16 protein-coding genes are annotated in these 17,884 nt (G+C 28.5%); 10 read left to right on the top strand and 6 right to left on the bottom strand.

Annotated features, from left to right (window positions below; all coding sequences use genetic code 11):
- Positions 1-19 precede the first annotated feature (19 nt).
- The 3 genes from DUT90_RS07945 (at position 20) to DUT90_RS07955 (ending at position 3,310) form a co-directional block, all read left to right on the top strand.
- Positions 20-1,705 carry a sensor histidine kinase gene (locus DUT90_RS07945; RefSeq protein ID WP_181858161.1) on the top strand — a complete coding sequence of 562 codons (1,686 nt, stop codon included), beginning with the start codon at positions 20-22 and terminating at the stop codon, positions 1,703-1,705.
- Between the two features lie 58 nt (positions 1,706-1,763).
- Positions 1,764-2,405, top strand: a complete 642-nt coding sequence (locus tag DUT90_RS07950) for a response regulator transcription factor (protein WP_181858162.1) — start codon at positions 1,764-1,766, stop codon at positions 2,403-2,405.
- Positions 2,406-2,479: 74 nt separating this feature from the next.
- Positions 2,480-3,310, top strand: a complete 831-nt coding sequence (locus tag DUT90_RS07955; protein ID WP_114426629.1) for a hypothetical protein — start codon at positions 2,480-2,482, stop codon at positions 3,308-3,310.
- 12 nt (positions 3,311-3,322) lie between these two features.
- Here DUT90_RS07955 and DUT90_RS07960 read toward each other — a convergent pair whose 3' ends face one another.
- Positions 3,323-5,506 carry an ATP-dependent DNA helicase RecQ gene (locus DUT90_RS07960; RefSeq protein ID WP_114426630.1) on the bottom strand — a complete coding sequence of 728 codons (2,184 nt, stop codon included), beginning with the start codon at positions 5,504-5,506 and terminating at the stop codon, positions 3,323-3,325.
- A 140-nt stretch (positions 5,507-5,646) separates the two neighbouring features.
- On the opposite strand from DUT90_RS07960, the gene DUT90_RS07965 reads away from it, so the two are divergent.
- The 4 genes from DUT90_RS07965 (at position 5,647) to lptB (ending at position 8,654) form a co-directional block, all read left to right on the top strand.
- Entirely contained in the window at positions 5,647-6,615 is a 969-nt protein-coding gene (locus DUT90_RS07965; protein ID WP_114426631.1) for an SIS domain-containing protein, read from the top strand.
- Positions 6,615-7,430: a twin-arginine translocase subunit TatC gene (gene tatC / locus DUT90_RS07970; RefSeq protein WP_114426632.1), complete on the top strand. Its 816-nt coding sequence runs from the start codon at positions 6,615-6,617 to the stop codon at positions 7,428-7,430. Before DUT90_RS07965 ends, tatC begins: the two co-directional genes overlap by 1 nt.
- On the top strand, positions 7,420-7,770 hold the full coding sequence (locus DUT90_RS07975; RefSeq protein WP_114426633.1) for a carboxymuconolactone decarboxylase family protein: 351 nt from the start codon (positions 7,420-7,422) through the stop codon (positions 7,768-7,770). The genes tatC and DUT90_RS07975 overlap by 11 nt, the downstream gene beginning before the upstream one ends.
- 143 nt (positions 7,771-7,913) lie before the next feature.
- Complete coding sequence (lptB, locus tag DUT90_RS07980; RefSeq protein WP_114426634.1) at positions 7,914-8,654, top strand: LPS export ABC transporter ATP-binding protein; 741 nt, start codon at positions 7,914-7,916, stop codon at positions 8,652-8,654.
- Positions 8,655-8,659: 5 nt separating this feature from the next.
- Here the strand turns inward: lptB and DUT90_RS07985 are convergent, their stop codons facing one another.
- A complete protein-coding gene (locus tag DUT90_RS07985) occupies positions 8,660-9,373 on the bottom strand; it encodes a phosphatidylcholine/phosphatidylserine synthase (RefSeq protein WP_114426635.1) in 714 nt (237 codons plus the stop codon).
- A 95-nt stretch (positions 9,374-9,468) separates the two neighbouring features.
- Between DUT90_RS07985 and DUT90_RS07990 the strand changes: the two genes are divergently transcribed.
- The 3 genes from DUT90_RS07990 to DUT90_RS08000 all read left to right on the top strand — a co-directional run bounded on the left by DUT90_RS07990 (position 9,469) and on the right by DUT90_RS08000 (position 12,793).
- Positions 9,469-10,449, top strand: a complete 981-nt coding sequence (locus DUT90_RS07990) for a YheT family hydrolase (RefSeq protein ID WP_114426636.1) — start codon at positions 9,469-9,471, stop codon at positions 10,447-10,449.
- A gap of 75 nt (positions 10,450-10,524) precedes the next feature.
- On the top strand, positions 10,525-11,595 hold the full coding sequence (locus tag DUT90_RS07995) for a PorV/PorQ family protein (protein WP_114426637.1): 1,071 nt from the start codon (positions 10,525-10,527) through the stop codon (positions 11,593-11,595).
- A gap of 13 nt (positions 11,596-11,608) precedes the next feature.
- The gene (locus DUT90_RS08000) at positions 11,609-12,793 is read left to right on the top strand and encodes a DUF4105 domain-containing protein (RefSeq protein WP_114426638.1); all 1,185 of its coding nucleotides are present in this window, start codon (positions 11,609-11,611) and stop codon (positions 12,791-12,793) included.
- Here the strand turns inward: DUT90_RS08000 and DUT90_RS08005 are convergent.
- The 4 genes from DUT90_RS08005 to DUT90_RS08020 all read right to left on the bottom strand — a co-directional run bounded on the left by DUT90_RS08005 (position 12,773) and on the right by DUT90_RS08020 (position 17,882).
- A complete protein-coding gene (locus tag DUT90_RS08005) occupies positions 12,773-14,155 on the bottom strand; it encodes an exopolysaccharide biosynthesis polyprenyl glycosylphosphotransferase (RefSeq protein WP_114426639.1) in 1,383 nt (460 codons plus the stop codon). The two genes, DUT90_RS08000 and DUT90_RS08005, sit on opposite strands and share 21 nt — an antisense overlap.
- Before the next feature lie 152 nt (positions 14,156-14,307).
- Positions 14,308-15,480 (bottom strand): glycosyltransferase family 4 protein, encoded by a 1,173-nt coding sequence (locus tag DUT90_RS08010; protein ID WP_114426640.1) that lies wholly within the window; start codon positions 15,478-15,480, stop codon positions 14,308-14,310.
- Between the two features lie 2 nt (positions 15,481-15,482).
- The gene (gene wecB / locus DUT90_RS08015; RefSeq protein ID WP_114426641.1) at positions 15,483-16,574 is read right to left on the bottom strand and encodes a non-hydrolyzing UDP-N-acetylglucosamine 2-epimerase; all 1,092 of its coding nucleotides are present in this window, start codon (positions 16,572-16,574) and stop codon (positions 15,483-15,485) included.
- Between the two features lie 6 nt (positions 16,575-16,580).
- Positions 16,581-17,882: a phenylacetate--CoA ligase family protein gene (locus tag DUT90_RS08020; protein WP_114426642.1), complete on the bottom strand. Its 1,302-nt coding sequence runs from the start codon at positions 17,880-17,882 to the stop codon at positions 16,581-16,583.
- Positions 17,883-17,884 lie beyond the last annotated feature (2 nt).

The following is a 17,884-nucleotide window of genomic DNA, read 5'->3' on the forward strand; positions in this document are numbered from 1 at the left end:
GTATTTAAAACATTTAATTGTGAAACTACAAATCTTATTTTTATTGATTTGTAGTTTTTCTTATGCTCAAGAATCTAAATTAGATTCTGCATATTTCTATTATAAAAAAGCAAAACAATTTAATCATGACAATAAGCATTTTAATGCTTACAATAATTACATAAAATCTCTAGATTTATATAAAAAACTAAATACAGAAGACAGTATCGCAAAATGTAATTTAGAAATCTTTGAATTGATAAAATCTCAAAATAATTTAAATAAAAATCCTAAACCGTATTTAGACAACTACTACAAATTTGCTTTAGAAAAAAAAGATTCTTTTTTTTTATTGAAAGCCTTAAATAGATATGCTGAATATTATTGGAATTCTAAAAATATTAAACAGTCCAAATCATACTATTTTAAAGCACTAGAACTCACAAAAAGTAATAATCTTTCTAAATATAAAGTAAGTATTTACGGAAATTTAGCTTATTTACACGTAATTAATTACCCAGATACAGCCGCTTATTACTTTAAGAAAACATTAGGTCTAAAAAAATTAATGACCAATAATCAACTTGTAGGCAATTATATAAACTATTCGTTATTCTTAAAAAATCAAAAAAAATATAATGAAGCTATATCTCAATTAAAAAAAGCTGAGGTAATTACATTAGATAAGTATCAATTAAAATACAATAAAATTATTTACGGAAAACTTGCAAACTGCTATAAAGAGATTGGAGATTATAAAAAAGCATATAAATACTATGAAAAATATAATATTGCTAGAGACAGCTTAAATAACACAGAACAAAATATAGCTATTTCAGAATTAGATAAAAAATATCAAACTGAAAAAAAAGATAAAGAAAATCTAAAACTAAAACAAGTTAATAAAGAAATTGAGACAAAAAGAAAACAAAACTTACAATTGCTCTTTATCGCAATTATTACGATTGTTTTTGGAACATTAATTTACATTTTGTCTTTTAAAAATTCTCTTCGTAAACGCAAACTAGCAGAACAAGAAAAAGAAATCGAAACTCAAAAAAATCTTACCCTTTTAAAAGAACAAGAACTTACTACTATTAATGCTATGGTAGATGGTCAAGAGAAAGAACGTAAACGAATAGCAGAAGATTTACATGATAATTTAGGGTCGGTTTTAGCTACTTTAAAATTACACTTTGAAAATTTAAAGCTAAATAGAGAAAAACAGAAGATTAATCAAGAAGAACTATTTAATAAAACAGAAAACCTAATTGATGAAGCTTACTTAAAAGTACGTAGAATCGCTCACGCTAAAAACGCTGGAGTTATCGCCAACCAAGGACTATTAGTAGCCGTACAAATGATGGCAGAAAAAATATCTTCTGCAGATAAAATTCTTATAGAAGTTGTAGATTATGGTTTGAATAAACGATTAGAAAATAGTTTAGAAATTACTATATTTAGGATTATTCAAGAATTGACAACTAATATTATAAAACATGCTAATGCAACTAAGGCTTCTATAAATATATCTCTTTATGATAATAACTTAAATATTATTATTGAAGACAATGGAAAAGGATTTAAAATGAATGCCCTAAATTTAAATGACGGTATGGGAATCAACTCTATACAAACAAGAATAACACACTTAAAAGGAAGTTTTAACGTAGACTCTACTATTGGTAAAGGAAGTTCTATAATTATAGACATTCCTGTTGCGTAAATCATTATATGTAGGTAGTATCTAATAATTATCTAAATAATATCTTTATAAAAAAACTATGATTACAATGATAATGGCAGAAGATCATCAAATGTTAATTGATGGTGTGCAATCTTTTTTTGAATATGATGAAGATATTAATATAATAGGCACTGTTAATAACGGAGAAGAACTGGTTAAATTAGCTTGCTTAAAGCAACCAAAATTGATAATTACAGACATTAGAATGCCGATAATGGATGGCATACAGGCTACAAAAATCATCAAAAAAAAATTACCTCATATTCATATTTTAGCAATGACTATGTTTGATCAACCAGACGCAATCAAACAAATGCTAGATGCTGGTGCAACAGGATACATCTTAAAAAATTCTGGTATTAAAATGCTTTCAAAAGCAATAGTAACTGTAGCTAGTGGAGATACTTTTTTTGATCCTAACGTGGCCTTTAATTTTATGAATAATTATATTGATGGCAACGTTACTGTAGGTAAATCTGAAAAAACAATTTTATCTAACAGAGAAAAAGAAATTTTACATTTGATTTCAGAAGGAAAAACTTCTAAAGAAATTGCAGAGTCACTTTTTATTGCTAAAACCACCGTAGATACACATCGTAAAAACATGATTCGGAAATTAGAGCTATCTAATGGAAACGAATTGGTTAAATATGCCATAGATAAGAAATATCAATTCTGATTATACTTATTTATAGGAATAAACACAACTATTACAATACATTACATTTAAGAAACTTTTATAATGTAAAACATATGTATTGTAATACGTCCAAAACTTTATTAATACTATTTTTAATAGTATCACAAGCAATAATTTGTCAAGAAAACCAATCATTAAAAATTAACGACAGCTATTACATAACATCTACTTTTGAAACAAATTCTACACTTACCTATTTTGGAAAAAAGATTAATTCTTCCCTAAATATTCATAAACAGGACGTAATCATTAAAATTTCGAATATTATAGGTGATAGCGTTATTTTTCAATATTGGAAATTTAAAATACCACAAAAAAAAGATTCATCAAGGGCTATCAATAATAATATTGCTTTTTTTAAAGATACCACAGAAAGATTATTATACTTTTATTTACCAAAAAAGAACTTTGAAAATTTAACAACTAAATATTTTCCAAAATTTAAAGGCGCTGTAGCGGGTTTCTATTCTGTACCCTTTAAACTTCGTTTTAATGATTTTGACTTTGAACAAAATTTAAATTTGGGATTAAATATTGGATTTCAATACAGATTTAGTAAAAAAATTGAAGATAGATGGATTATTGAACCTAATATTGGTTTTGGTATATCTAAAGTAAATTTAGATGAAAATAACAGTAATGTTACAGAAAATAGATCTGCTAGTGCTTTTTCTGCCACTGTAGGTGTCATTTTAAGGGTTACTAACACTATTAATTTAGGTGCTTTTTTAGGTAAAGATTTTCTTGGCAAAAATGATTTAGGCACAAACTGGCAATACAACAAAAAAACTTGGTTAGGTTTGGGTTTAAATGTTGGATTTTCTGTAAATGATAGAAAAAAAGGAACTGATATTAAAAATACAGTTAATAAAGATGGTAATTAACCATCATCTTTATTAATTAGCAACCTCATTTATAAACTTAATACGCATTAAACGCAATTCTTCTTCATCATAATCACCATCAAATTCATCTAAAGCTTCTTGAATATTATCAGAATCTGCTTCCATAAAATATTCATGTATTTCTTCCTGCTGATCTTCATCTAAAATATCATCTAAAGCATAATCGATATCAATTTTTGTTCCTGAAAAAATAATACGTTCCATTTCCTTTATCAGATCTTCCATTTCTAAACCTTTAGACTTTGCAATGTCTTCTAAAGGAAGTTTTTTGTCGGTATTTTGGATGATAAAGAGTTTTAAACCAGAGTTAACACCAGTACTTTTTACAATTAAATCATCTGGCCTTAAAACATCATTCTCATCAACATAACTAGAAATAAGTTTTACAAAATCTTTACCAAACTTTCTTGCTTTTCCTTCTCCTACTCCATGTACTTTAGAAAGTTCGTCTAATGTAATTGGATACTTTAATGCCATATCATCTATTGATGGGTCTTGAAAAACAGCAAAAGGGGGAACACCTTGCTTTGTTGCAACTTTTTTACGTAAGTCTTTTAATAATTTTACCAATTTTTCATCTGCAGCACCTCCAGCAGATTTAGCATTGGTAATGATAGAGTTATCGTTTTCTTCATTATATTCATGATCTTTTGTCATCATAAAAGAAGTAGGTTTATCTATAAAAGCTTCACCTTTTTTGGTAATTTTAACAACACCATATTGTTCTATCTCCTTTTTTATAAGGTTTACAACTAAAACTTGACGAATTAAAGCCATCCAATAAGATGATGAGTGCTCTTTGCCAATACCAAAAAATGGTTGTAAATGCGTTTTATGAGAAGTTAACAAAGCATTTTCTTTACCCAATAATGTATTTACAATTTCTTTAGCCTTATATTTTTGAAGTGTATCTTTTATGACCTTTAGTAGCTTTACAACATCATCTTTTGCCTCTTGCTTTTTCTTTGGATTTCTAGAATTGTCATCCATATCTGCACCATCTCCATTCTTTTCATCAAACTCCTCTCCAAAATAATGTAATAAATATTTACGTCTATTCATAGAAGTTTCTGCATAACCCACAACTTCTTGTAGTAAAGCATGACCAATTTCTTGTTCTGCAACAGGTTTACTAGCCATGAATTTTTCTAGTTTTTCTATATCCTTATATGCATAAAATGCCAAACAATATCCTTCTCCATCATCACGTCCTGCCCTTCCGGTTTCTTGATAATAACTTTCTAGACTTTTAGGAATATCATGATGAATTACATAGCGTACGTCTGGTTTGTCTATTCCCATTCCAAATGCAATTGTAGCTACTACAACATCACAATCTTCCATTAAAAACATGTCTTGATGTTTCACCCGTGTTTTTGCATCTAAACCTGCATGATATGGTACTGCTTTTATACCGTTAACTTGAAGAATTTGTGCAATTTCTTCAACCTTTTTTCTACTCAAACAATAGATAATACCAGATTTACCAATTCTTTGTTTTACAAAACGAATAATGTCTTTTTCTACTTCTTTTGTTTTTGGTCTAACTTCATAAAATAAGTTTGCTCTATTAAAAGAAGCTTTAAATCTATTAGCGTCTGTAATACCTAATGTTTTTAGAATATCTTCTTGTACTTTTTCTGTTGCTGTTGCTGTTAAACAGATAACAGGTACATTATCAATTGCCTTTATTATGTGTTTTAAATTTCTGTATTCTGGTCTAAAATCATGACCCCATTCAGATATACAATGCGCTTCATCAATAGCTACAAAAGAAATTTTTTGAGTTCTTAAAAAAGTAACATATTCTTCTTTTATTAAAGATTCTGGAGCTACATAAAGTAGTTTTGTTACACCATTAGTAATATCTTCTTTAACTTGCGCTACTTCGGTTTTATTAAGAGACGAGTTTAGTACGTGAGCTACACCGTTATTTTCAGAAATACCTCTTATAGCATCAACCTGGTTTTTCATCAAAGCAATTAATGGTGATACCACAATTGCTGTACCTTCTTTCATTAATGCTGGCAACTGGTAACATAAAGACTTACCACCACCTGTTGGCATAATTACAAAAGTGTTATTATTTTCTACAATACTTTTTATTACCTGCTCTTGTAATCCCTTGAATTTTGTAAATCCAAAGAACTTTTTTAGAGGACCATATAAATCCATTAACTATAAATATTTGTTTAACGATTAAAACATCTACAAACCAACTATAATCTTTTTTTAAACTATTTTTTATAGTAAATTTGCTTGCTTTAGTAAACTAAAGATATAACTTTTTTTTCGTCTAATAAAATACTTATTTATTGAAAAATACAAAATCGATAATAGCAACAGCAAAGGAGACTATTCTTATTGAAAGTAAGGCAATTGCAAATCTTTCAAATTTGATTGGTCAAGATTTTGAAGATGCTGTTACTTGTATTTTAAATTCTAAAGGAAGGGTAATTGTTACTGGTATAGGTAAAAGTGCTAATATAGCAACCAAAATTGTTGCTACTTTTAACTCTACAGGAACACCTGCAATTTTTATGCACGCAGCAGATGCAATTCATGGTGATTTAGGAAATGTTCAAATTGATGATGTTGTGATTTGTTTATCTAAAAGCGGTAACACCCCAGAAATAAAGGTTTTATTACCTTTAATTAAAAATTATGGCAACAAAATTATTGCCATCACAGGAAATACAGATTCTTATTTAGGGGAATATGCAGATTTCACGATAAATGCCTATGTAGATAAAGAGGCATGTACTAACAATTTGGCACCTACTACAAGTACCACAGCACAATTGGTTTTAGGAGATGCGTTGGCCGTTTGCTTATTAAATTTGCGAGGTTTTACAAGTAAAGATTTTGCAAAATACCATCCTGGTGGTGCTTTAGGTAAAAAATTATATCTAAGAGTATCTGATTTGGTTAAAAAAAATTTGGTACCTAAAGTTAAGAAAACGGATAGTATTGCAAAGGTTATTTTAGAAATTTCAGAAAAAAGATTAGGAGCTACTGCTGTAGTTGAAAAAGATAAAATTATAGGTATTGTTACCGACGGTGATATTAGAAGAATGTTGTCTAAAACAACTGAAATTAATCAGTTTACAGCAAGTGATATTATGGGTACAAGTCCAAAATTCATTAATAAAGATGCCATGGCTGTAGAGGCTTTAGAACTTATGGAAAATAACAGTATAACACAACTTTTAGTTGTTGACAATCATAAAAATTATGAAGGTGTAATTCACCTTCATGATTTAATTAAAGAAGGAATTTTCTAATGGCAGAAGAACAAAAAGAAATGTCCTTTTTAGGTCATTTAGAAGAATTAAGATGGCATTTGGTAAGAAGTGCAGCCGCAATTTTTATTTTAGCAATAGTATTTTTTGTTTTTGCAGAATATGTATATGATCACTTTTTGCTTGCACATATAAAACCTGATTTTATTACTTATCAAGTGTTTTGTGATTTCTTTAATATTTTTGGGTTAGACAGTGCATTTTGCAATGTAACTTTTGCTGATAAGAAATTACAAAGTATAAAGGTTACCTCGCAATTAATGAACTCTATATGGTCTTCTTTAATCTTGGGGGTAATTATAGCTTTTCCATATATTTTATGGGAAATTTGGCGTTTTGTAGCACCGGGGTTGACAGATCATGAAATCAAAAAATCTAGAGGGTTTATTGTTACAGCTTCTTTTTTATTTTTCTTAGGGGTATTGTTTAGTTTTTATGTTATTGCACCCATCTCTATTCATTTTTTATACAATTATCAAATTACAGACGCTATACAAAATAGTTTTACCTTAGAATCTCATATAGGGTTAGTAACAAATATGCTACTTGGAGTCTCAATTTTATTTGAACTTCCGGTACTTATTTTTTTCCTAACCAAAATTGGGTTAATTACTCCAGAATTTTTAAAAAAATATAGAAAACACGCTTTAGTCGTTGTATTAATTTTGGCTGCAATTATAACACCACCAGATATTGCTAGTCAAGTAATTGTAGCAATTCCTATCCTTATACTATACGAAATAAGTATTAAAGTTTCTAAAAGAGTAATTAAAAATCAACAAAAAAATGCACAATAAAGTTCAAGAGTTTAATGAATATCGTTCTAAAATGAACGACAAAATTTTAGATTCTGATAATAAAATTATCAAAAGAATTTTTAATTTAGATACCAACGCTTTTAAAGAAGGACATCTACCAGTTAAGACCAAAGAACTATTAGGTTTGGTTGCTTCTGCGGTATTAAGATGTGATGACTGTGTTCAGTATCATTTAGAAGCCTCTTACAAATTAGGTGTTACTAAAGATGAAATGATGGAAACCATGTCTATAGCAAATTTAATTGGAGGAACTATCATGATTCCGCATTTACGAAGAGCTGTAGAGTATTGGGAAGCTCTAGAACAGCAAGACATCTAATACTTTTGTAAAAAATATAAACGTTTTTGTTTCATTATCTTTATAACTTTTTTAAGTTTTAAAAAACAAGATATTCATTATTTTTACAACAACTAGAACCTAGAAAACAATATTTAATCCACTAGAATAATTACCAATTAAGCATGATTTTAAGAGCAGATAATATTCAAAAAATCTACGGAAGTAGAAAAGTGGTAAAAGGAATTTCTTTAGAGGTTCAACAAGGTGAAATTATAGGTCTTTTGGGGCCTAATGGGGCTGGAAAAACAACTTCTTTTTACATGATTGTTGGAATGATAAAACCCAATGCTGGTCAAATTTTTTTAAATGATGAAGAAATTACTGAAGATGCCATGTATAAACGTGCGCAAAAAGGTATTGGCTACTTAGCTCAAGAAGCATCTGTTTTTAGAAAATTATCTGTAGAAGATAATATTATGTCTGTTTTACAATTTACTGGCTTATCTAAAAAAGAACAAAAAATAAAACTAGAATCTCTAATTGAGGAATTCAATATTGGTCACGTTAGAAAAAATAGAGGCGACTTATTATCTGGAGGAGAAAGACGAAGAACGGAAATTGCTCGTTGTTTAGCTTCTGACCCTAATTTTATTTTATTGGATGAACCTTTTGCAGGGGTAGATCCTATTGCTGTGGAAGACATACAAAGTATAGTTGCACATCTTAAGCACAGAAATATTGGTATTTTAATTACAGACCATGATGTACAAGCAACCTTAGCTATTACAGATAAGACGTATTTGATGTACCAAGGCAGTATTTTAAAAAGTGGAACTCCAGAAGATTTAGCTGCTGATGAAATGGTACGTAAAGTTTATCTAGGTAAAGATTTTGAGTTGAAAAGAAAAAAGATTTTTCAATAGTAGTACTACTTTCTTATAGTTTTATTGTTCATTAAAGACAAAACCAAATACACTACTATTATTAATGGTATTGATAAATAGTGTAAGCTAACAATCATTACAACTGATAAGATTAAGAACACGTATTTTACCACATTATTTTTTATCGAATATTCTTTAAATTTTAAGGAGAAAAGAATAATTTCTGCATTCATCACATAGGTTAATGCTAAAGTTGTGCCTAGTAAAAAATAAGTGTTTTCAATTAATGCTTTAGCAACAGTAATTTTTGAATATTCTTGTATTAAAGGTAAAGAAACAATAAATAAACTCATTGCAGGTGTTGGCAGACCAATAAATGAATCTGATTGCCTTGTATCTATATTAAAATTTGCTAACCTATAACAAGCACCTAATGTAAGTAGCAAACCCAAAAAAGGTACATAAGTAGGTATTGAAAAATTGACAATGTTCGCTTCAATTAGTAATTTGTACATTATAATTCCAGGTACTACCCCGCTAGTTACCATATCTGCTAAAGAATCTAATTGTTTCCCTAACTCACCTGATACATTTAATAAACGAGCTGCAAATCCATCAAAAAAATCAAAAAATATTCCTAATGAAACCAGAAATGCTGCTAGAATATAATCACCTTGAACAGCAAAAATAGAGGCTACAGTTCCTGAAAATAAATTTCCTAGTGTTAGTAAGTTAGGAATATGTCTTTTTACGTTCATTTAAAATATATTGAAAAGCTAAAATAAGAAATCATATTTGGGTAGTTTTCATTATCACTAAAATTTTGTCATATTTGTATGTATTAAGAAACAATATGCCTGTATGTACATCTAGCTTCTCTCCTATTTTACCGTTTAAAAACAGTCATTTTAATACAATGTATAGACCTCTTTTTATGAGAGCTACTTGTACATACCTTAGAAAAAGAATTATTACTTGGGATAATGACTTTATAGATTTAGATTTCTCAATAGTAAGCTCAAAAACGTTGGTATTGTTAATTCATGGGTTAGAAGGCAGTTCATCCTCTAAATATATCGCTTCTACCACTATTCACTTAAACAGAAAAGGATTAGACACCGTTTGTTTTAATTTAAGAAGTTGTTCTGGTGAAGATAATTTGTTATTAAGTACCTATCACAGTGGAAAAACAGACGATGTAGAATTTGTAGTTAACTATTTGCTTAATAATTATAACTACGAAAATATTATTATCGTGGGTTTTAGTTTAGGAGGAAACTTAACCTTAAAATATCTTGGAGAAAAGGGAAAAAATTTACCTACTAACATTAAAGGTGGTATAGCTATTTCTGTACCTGTAGATATTACAAGTGCTGAAGAAGAACTAGACAAGTTGAAAAACAAATTGTACATGAAGATTTTCTTTAAAACTATGAAAAATAAGATTTTAGAAAAATCACATAAGTTTCCTGAATACCACTTAAACAAAGACAAATTGTTTAAAGCTACAAAATTTAAACACCTAGAAGAGCTCTATACTGTACCTGTTTTTGGTTTTGAAAGCCCTGAAGATTATTGGATAAAAGCAAGTTCTAAACCCTACCTAAATAAAATAGAAAAACCTACACTTCTTATCAATGCAAAAGATGATACTTTTTTATCATCAGAATGTTACCCCTATAAAGAAGCTCATGCTTCAAAATTTTTTCATCTTGAAGTACCAAATTACGGCGGTCACGTTGGATTTATGACCTCATTTAAACCACAAGAGAATACTTGGCTAGAACAAAGAATAACAAAATTTATCAAACAAAATATTAAGATCCATTTTTAATAAACAATAAGTTTAAAAAATAGCAGTTATTTTAGTATGTTTTTAGATATTTGTTATTGTTAATTTTTATTCCTTTTGAAACAAAAAAAATTACTTTTTATAGTACTATTTCCTCTTCTTATAAATGCGCAAGCCTTTAGAAACTATTCTAATGAGTTTTTAAATATAGGAGTTGATGCTGCTGGTTTAGGTATGAGCAGAAGTGTTGTTGCCACCACAAGTGGTGTAAACTCTATCTATTGGAATCCTGCTGGTTTAGTTGGTCTAGAAGATTATGAAGGTTCTTTAATGCATGCTTCTTATTTTGCTGGAATAGCAAATTACAATCATGCTGCTATTGCAATGCCAATAGACAAAGAAAGTGCTGTGGGTATTTCTATCATTCGTTTTGGAGTTGATGATATTTTAAATACCACAGAGTTAATTGATAGCCAAGGAAATATAGATTTTAATAGAATAAGTTTATTTTCTTCTGTAGATTACGCTTTTAATATAGCTTACGCTAGAAACTTACTTTTTAAAGATGTAAAGTTTGGGGTAAATGCAAAAATAGTTAGAAGAATTATTGGTGACTTTGCTTCTTCGTGGGGATTTGGTTTTGATGCTGGTATTCAGTTTGAAAGAAATAACTGGAACTTTGGTGTTATGGCTAGAGATATTACAACTACTTTTAACAGTTGGTCTGTAAATGAAGAGGAATTTGAAAAAATTAGAAATGCTATTCCTGGACAAAACCAAGAGACTCCTGAAACAACAGAAATTACCAAACCTACTTTGCAAATGGGTGTTGCTAAAAGTTGGAGATTAGGGCGCTTTTTAAACTTACTCACAGAGGTTAATGCTAATGTTAGGTTTGCTGAAACCAATGACATTGTATCCTCAGAATTTGCAAGTGTAGACCCTGCTGTTGGGTTTCAACTAGATTACGATCAGTTGGTATATTTAAGAGCTGGTGTTGGAAATTTTCAATATATAACTGAGTTTGATAATTCTAGATCTCTATCTTTACAACCCAATTTTGGTGTAGGTTTTAAATATAATGGAATTCAAATAGACTACGCTTTAACCAATATTGGTAGTGTTGGAAATGCCTTATTTTCTAACATATTTTCTTTAACTATAGATTATAGTTTTTTTAGACGATAACCTAATAATCTAGATGCTAAAAAAATACTACTTCATAATATATTTTTTACTTTTTACGTATTCAGTAAAAGCACAGATTAATTTATCTGTATACTCAGAAATTAGCTTAGTTACTGCTGGACCTGGAGAGGAGTTGTATGAAGCTTTTGGGCATTCGGCTATTAGAATTAAAGATCCTGTTCTACAACTAGATTTAATATACAACTACGGTATTTTTGATTTTAATAGACCTAATTTTTATACAAATTTTGCCAAAGGAAACATGATTTATAGTCTAGCTCGCTATGACTTTAAATACTTTTTAGCAAGTTATAAAAGAGATAAGCGTTGGGTAAAACAACAAGTTTTAAATTTAACACAACAAGAAAAGCAAGACTTTTTTCAGTATTTAGAAAATAACGCTTTGCCTAAAAACAAAGATTATTTGTATGATCCGTATTTTAATAATTGTGCTACAAAACCTAGAGATATTACAAAATCTATATTAGAAGACGATGTTATTTTTAATAACAAAAACTTAAATAAAGATTTGAGTTTTAGAGAATTAACAAACAATGAAATTCATTGGAATACCTGGGGTAGCTTAGGGTTAAATTTAGTTGTTGGCAACAAACTAGACCAAAAAGCAACACCCGAAGAGTATCAATTTTTACCAGATTACAGTTTGAAAGCCTTTAATTACGCTAAAATCAACAGAAATAAAAAATGGGTAGATTTGGTTATAAAAGAAGAAATCTTACTAAATTTTAAAGAAAAGAAACCAAAAATTGAAACTCTTAGTCCTTTTCTGATATTAAGTATCATTTCCATATTAGGTATATGGCTAACATACAGAGATTTAAAACATAATAAAAGAACAAGGCTTTTAGATTTTTCACTGTTCTTTATAACTGGTTTAATAGGGTTATTTTTAGTATTATTATGGTTATTTTCAACACACGAAATTGTACAAAACAACTTTAATATTTTATGGTTAGTTCCTCTTAATTTAGTTGTGAGTTTCTTTTTACTTAAAAAGAAGTCTTTACACAAATGGATTCTATACTATATTCTATTTTTAGTATTACTGGTATTAACTATACCTGTACTATGGTTTTTAAAAATACAAGTTTTTCCACCTGCAATAGTCCCTATTTTGATGATCTTGTTAATAAGGTATATTTTTCTATCAAAAAAGTTATTGCCCTCTATAAAATAAGACAGTAGTTATCGTCTTTATTAAAATTTTAAAATCCATTAAAGTATCCCTTTCTTTAATATAATACAGATCGTATCGAAGCTTTGTCTCTTGTTCTTCTATAGTATTAGCATAAGGATAATTCACTTGAGCCCAACCTGTTAAACCTGGTCTTACAACATGTCTTATTGAATAGAACGGGATTTGTGCTTCAAGGCTTTTCACAAACTCAGGTCTCTCTGGTCTTGGCCCAATAAGACTCATATCGCCTTTCAAAATATTGAAAAATTGAGGAAATTCGTCTAACCTAGTATTTCTCAAAAATTTACCAAAAGATGTAATTCTAGAATCATTTTTATTTGCCCAAACAGCACCATTAACTTCTGCATTTTTAATCATAGAACGCAATTTATATATGGTGAAATTTTCTGTATTTTGTCCTACTCTAGTCTGAGTATAAAATAAGGGACCTCTATTAGCCATGATATTGCCTAAAATAACAATTGGAAGAATACCAATAAAAACTAACAAACCTAAAAGCGAAATTAAAATATCTAAAAATCTAAGGCCAAAAAGATAAAAACGGTTTGAGTTATTTTGACTAAAATTAAGATTTTTATAAAAATTATGATTTAAATACTCTTTAGGCACCCTCAAAGTTACATTTTCATAAAAGCTTTCATAACTAACAATATTTACACCTTTTTTAAAGTTAGAAATCAACTCTCTATTTAAGTAATCAATTTTTTCTTGAGTAAATCCTTTATCTGAAACAACTACTTCTGTTATGGTTTTATCTTGCAATAAAGATGTTAAGCTAAATGAATCTATATTTATAAATCCTTGTATTCCTTCAATTTCTTTATCTGATATATAATTTGAAATACAATGAAAATTATCATCCTTAATATAATTAAATAAAGTTTCTAATGATTCAGAACTACCGATAAGTAATATGCTTTTAAAGTATTTAGGTGAAAAAATGACAGAAGAATATATGAACCTCCATATTATTATTGGTATTGTTAGTATTAAAAAAAAGTATACAATTTGAAGTCTATTGTCTGGAAGTTCTGGAGAAATATATGGTGTAAAAATATAAAAAATTGTAGTTGAAAATGCCGTTAAAACTGTACTTCTAACAATAAGATATCTATTACTAGATACATCTAAATTATAGAGTTGAAAAATTTCCCCAAACAATATATAATAAAAAACTAGTAATAAAAACCAATTTAAAATTTGAGGTTTTGAAAAGTTGAAATAACTGAATTCTAGATACTGATACGCACTCCATAGGGCTATGATAAGAAACAAAATATCAAAGGTTCTTAAAAGTACTTTTCTTTCTGAAATATCTAAGTAAGTGTTGTACTTTGCCAATTTTTTTGAAGTTTATTTATATATGATGAATAAAAGCCTCTATAACAAATTTAAAAAAAGAGTTAGTATATGAGGTTAAAATTTGAAATTAATTTAAAATAAAATTTAAAAGAACCAAAAAAATCTTATATACTTCTATTATTTATTTTTTATTAAGAGATTATAGTATCCATTTTAGCCATTTGTACCTCTAAATTATAAATGTCTTTATGAGCTTTTAAACATTTGTTTGAGACTTCTAAAAACTCATCTTTTTTCATATCTTTAAATATATAAATATTATGTATGAGTTGATTATAATCCTCAGATTTCCCAATCAATCCCAATTCGTTTTTGGTTATTATTGTTGCCCCCTCTCCTTCTCCACAAAATAAAATAGGGACTCCCATTTGAATTAATTCAAATATTTTAGAAGGTACAGCACCATATATTTTATTTTTTAAAGGAACTAAACCAACATCATATTTTTTAATTTCTCCTGAAACTCGGTCTGAACTAACCATACCATGAAAAAAAACATTTGAATTTTCTTTATTTGAAACGTTAACAATACCTTCTTCATCCATTCCTCCTCCGTAAATGTGAAATTCTACTCCTAATTGATGAAAATCGATTTGCTCACAAAGGTTTAAAATTCCTTGTGCATAACCTAACAAGCCTGCATAAACGATTTTAAGAGTACCTTTCTTTTTAGATTTTGGTTCATTTTTTTGATAGGTAGGAACATTTCTATATACAATACTTTTTTTTGTAACGGTTTTACAAATGTGAGTAATTGTTTCTTCTGATTGCCCAACAATGTTATCTGCTAATTTATAATTAACTTTTTCTACTTTTTCTAAAAAAGCATACATTTTACCTCTTTTTATGACTCCTAATTCCAATGCTGAAAGTGGCCAAATGTCTGAAACATTTAAAATATTTTTAGAGCGTATTACTTTACTTAACAGCAAACCAGAAAAAGCTACTAATAAAGGTGGTGACTGAATGATTATTGAATTGGGTTTTTTTTTCAACAAATAAAACAGATTAATCCATAAAGAGCAGGCAAAAGAAAGCATACTCAGTAATCTCAAAAAACCATTTTTAGACTTTGAAGGAAAAATCCAACAGCGTCTAATGTTAACGTTATTTAAAATTTCTGATACAAAAAACTTTTTTTTATATGACTCAAAAATTTTTCCTTTAGGATAATTTGGTAATGGAGATATAATAGAAACTTCATGTCCCCTTTTATACAATGCTTCTGCCAAATTGCTAATTCTATTAGCTGCTGCACCCATTTCTGGAGGATAATAATTAGAAATGATAACAATTTTTTTCATTTCTAAAATTCAATAGAAAGTAAATGATTAATTATTCTTTCTGAAGTTTTACCATCCCAAAATTTTGGGATACTCCCCTCTTTCCATTTACCCTCAAATATTTGATCAATAGCTTTTCTTATATTCTTAGGGTTTGTACCTACCAATTCATTGGTTCCTAACGTAACCGTTTCTGGTCTTTCTGTATTATCTCTCAACGTTAAACAAGGAATTTTCATATATGTTGTTTCTTCAGTTATTCCACCAGAATCAGTAATTACGCAAAAAGATTTTTTTACTAAATAATTAAACTCTAAATAACCAAAAGGATCTACGACATGAAAATTTTTAGCATCAATGTTTAGTTTTGCTAGTATTTGTTTTGTTCTAGGATGAGCAGGAAAAACAATGGGCACTCCTCTTGAAGATTTGATAATTTCTTGTAAAAACAATTTCAGTTTTGCCTCTTCATCTACATTAGCTGGTCTGTGCATTGTAAGTACAATGTACTTTTTAGAACACAGGTTTAAAGAATCATAAATTTTTGGCTTTTTTAATTTGCCAATATTGCTAATTAAAGTATCTATCATGGTATTACCTACAAAAATAATAGCATCACCTTTTATACCTATATTTTTAAGGTTTTCTATCGCAATTTCAGATGTTACATAAAAATAATCTGTAATAGCATCAGTAACCATCCTGTTAATTTCTTCTGGCATAGATAAATCAAAAGAACGGATTCCTCCTTCTACATGAGCTACTTTTGTATTCATTTTTTTGGCAACAATAGCGCATGCCATCGTAGACGTAACGTCTCCTACCACAAGAACTAAATCTGCAGGATATTCTAATAATTCTTTTTCAAAAGCAGTCATAATAGCTGCGGTCTGTGCTGCTTGAGAACCAGAACCTACTCCAAGATTTTTATCTGGATTTGGAATATTTAATTCTTCAAAAAAAGTGCCACTTAACTTTTTATCGTAATGTTGACCAGTATGAACCAATCTAAACGAAATTTTTTTACGTTTTTGATTTACCGAATGTATTTGATGAATAATTGGCGCAATTTTCATAAAATTGGGTCTTGCCCCTGCTATAATAGTTATATTCATTACGTTTTAATCTTTTAGTAAAGAAGTAAATTGTTTTAACTTACCGCTCTTATTTCTTTCTAAGTTTTTTAATTTTTTAAAGTCTATTGTTAAATTTGGCTCTAAGTATTTTAACAAAGAGTGTTTAATCTTAGTTTGCTCTTCTATGTGTAGCTTTTCATCAGCAACGTATTCAATCCTAAACTTATCAAAACTAGTTTGAATAACTTTTATTTCTTTTACGTTTCCTGAATCTTCCATCACAGATTTTGTCACATAGTAAAAAGTCAATCCTGGCGAAACTTTTCCACTAGGCAATTTAACCAAATCTTCACTTCTTCCTTCTAAATTTTCTAAAATATATTTTTTATGATTTATTTTTTTGATGGCTCCTCTATCTCCTAATTTGTATCTAATAAATGGATGTGCTTTATTGTATAAAGATGTAATTACAATATTACCTATTTCTCCATATGGCACAGGTTTATTGTTTTCATCTAAAATTTCTATATAAAGTGTTTCATTATTTAATACCCAATTGCCATTAACATCCTCAAAAGCTATTAAATCTAGTTCAGAAGCCCCGTATTCATTTATAATCTTGACTCCAAATCCTTTTTCTAAAATAATTTTATCTGAAGTAACTAGCATCTCTGAAGTTACTACACATGCGCTTACACTTTTACAAATATCTTTTAAAACAATGTTACGTTTAATTAAGTATTTTGCAAAAACCACCAAAACTGATGTATATCCATTTAGGTAAACAAACTTGTGTTTTTTAAATTGATTTACCCAAGTTTGTAAGGCTTCATCAGACAAATTAAAAACATCAAATCGTTTTCTGTTTGAAAGTAAATCTTTTATCAATTCTTTTTTTCTTGACAAATTATCTTTAGGTAAACCATAAAAACGTGCTTGTTTTTTACCATATAAATTATGCCAATTGAATCTATTTTTAATAATACCCCAAGTTAATGCATGAGTATATTTATCTTTTGCAAAGTAAAATGGGTTTCCTGTAGAGCCAGAAGTTTTGTTTTTAAAAACAGTATGAAGTGCGTAGTTTTTGCTTAATCTCTTCTCTAAAGGCATTTGTAAATCTTTTTTTTCTAACACTGGTAAAGAGTTCCAATCTAGACTTGCTTGTTTTACAATAGAATTATAAAAGCGATTATTTTTGTAGTGAAAATTTACGATTTCTTCTTTTTGGGTATCAACATACTTTTGAAACTCAATCTCAGAAAGCTCATGTATTTTAGAAATTGCTTGTTCAGCTTTCTTTATCGGAAAATTATTTAATTTTAAAGAAATATCAATTAACTTCATCC

The organism is Polaribacter sp. WD7 (assembly GCF_003335085.1).
Taxonomy (GTDB): domain Bacteria; phylum Bacteroidota; class Bacteroidia; order Flavobacteriales; family Flavobacteriaceae; genus Polaribacter.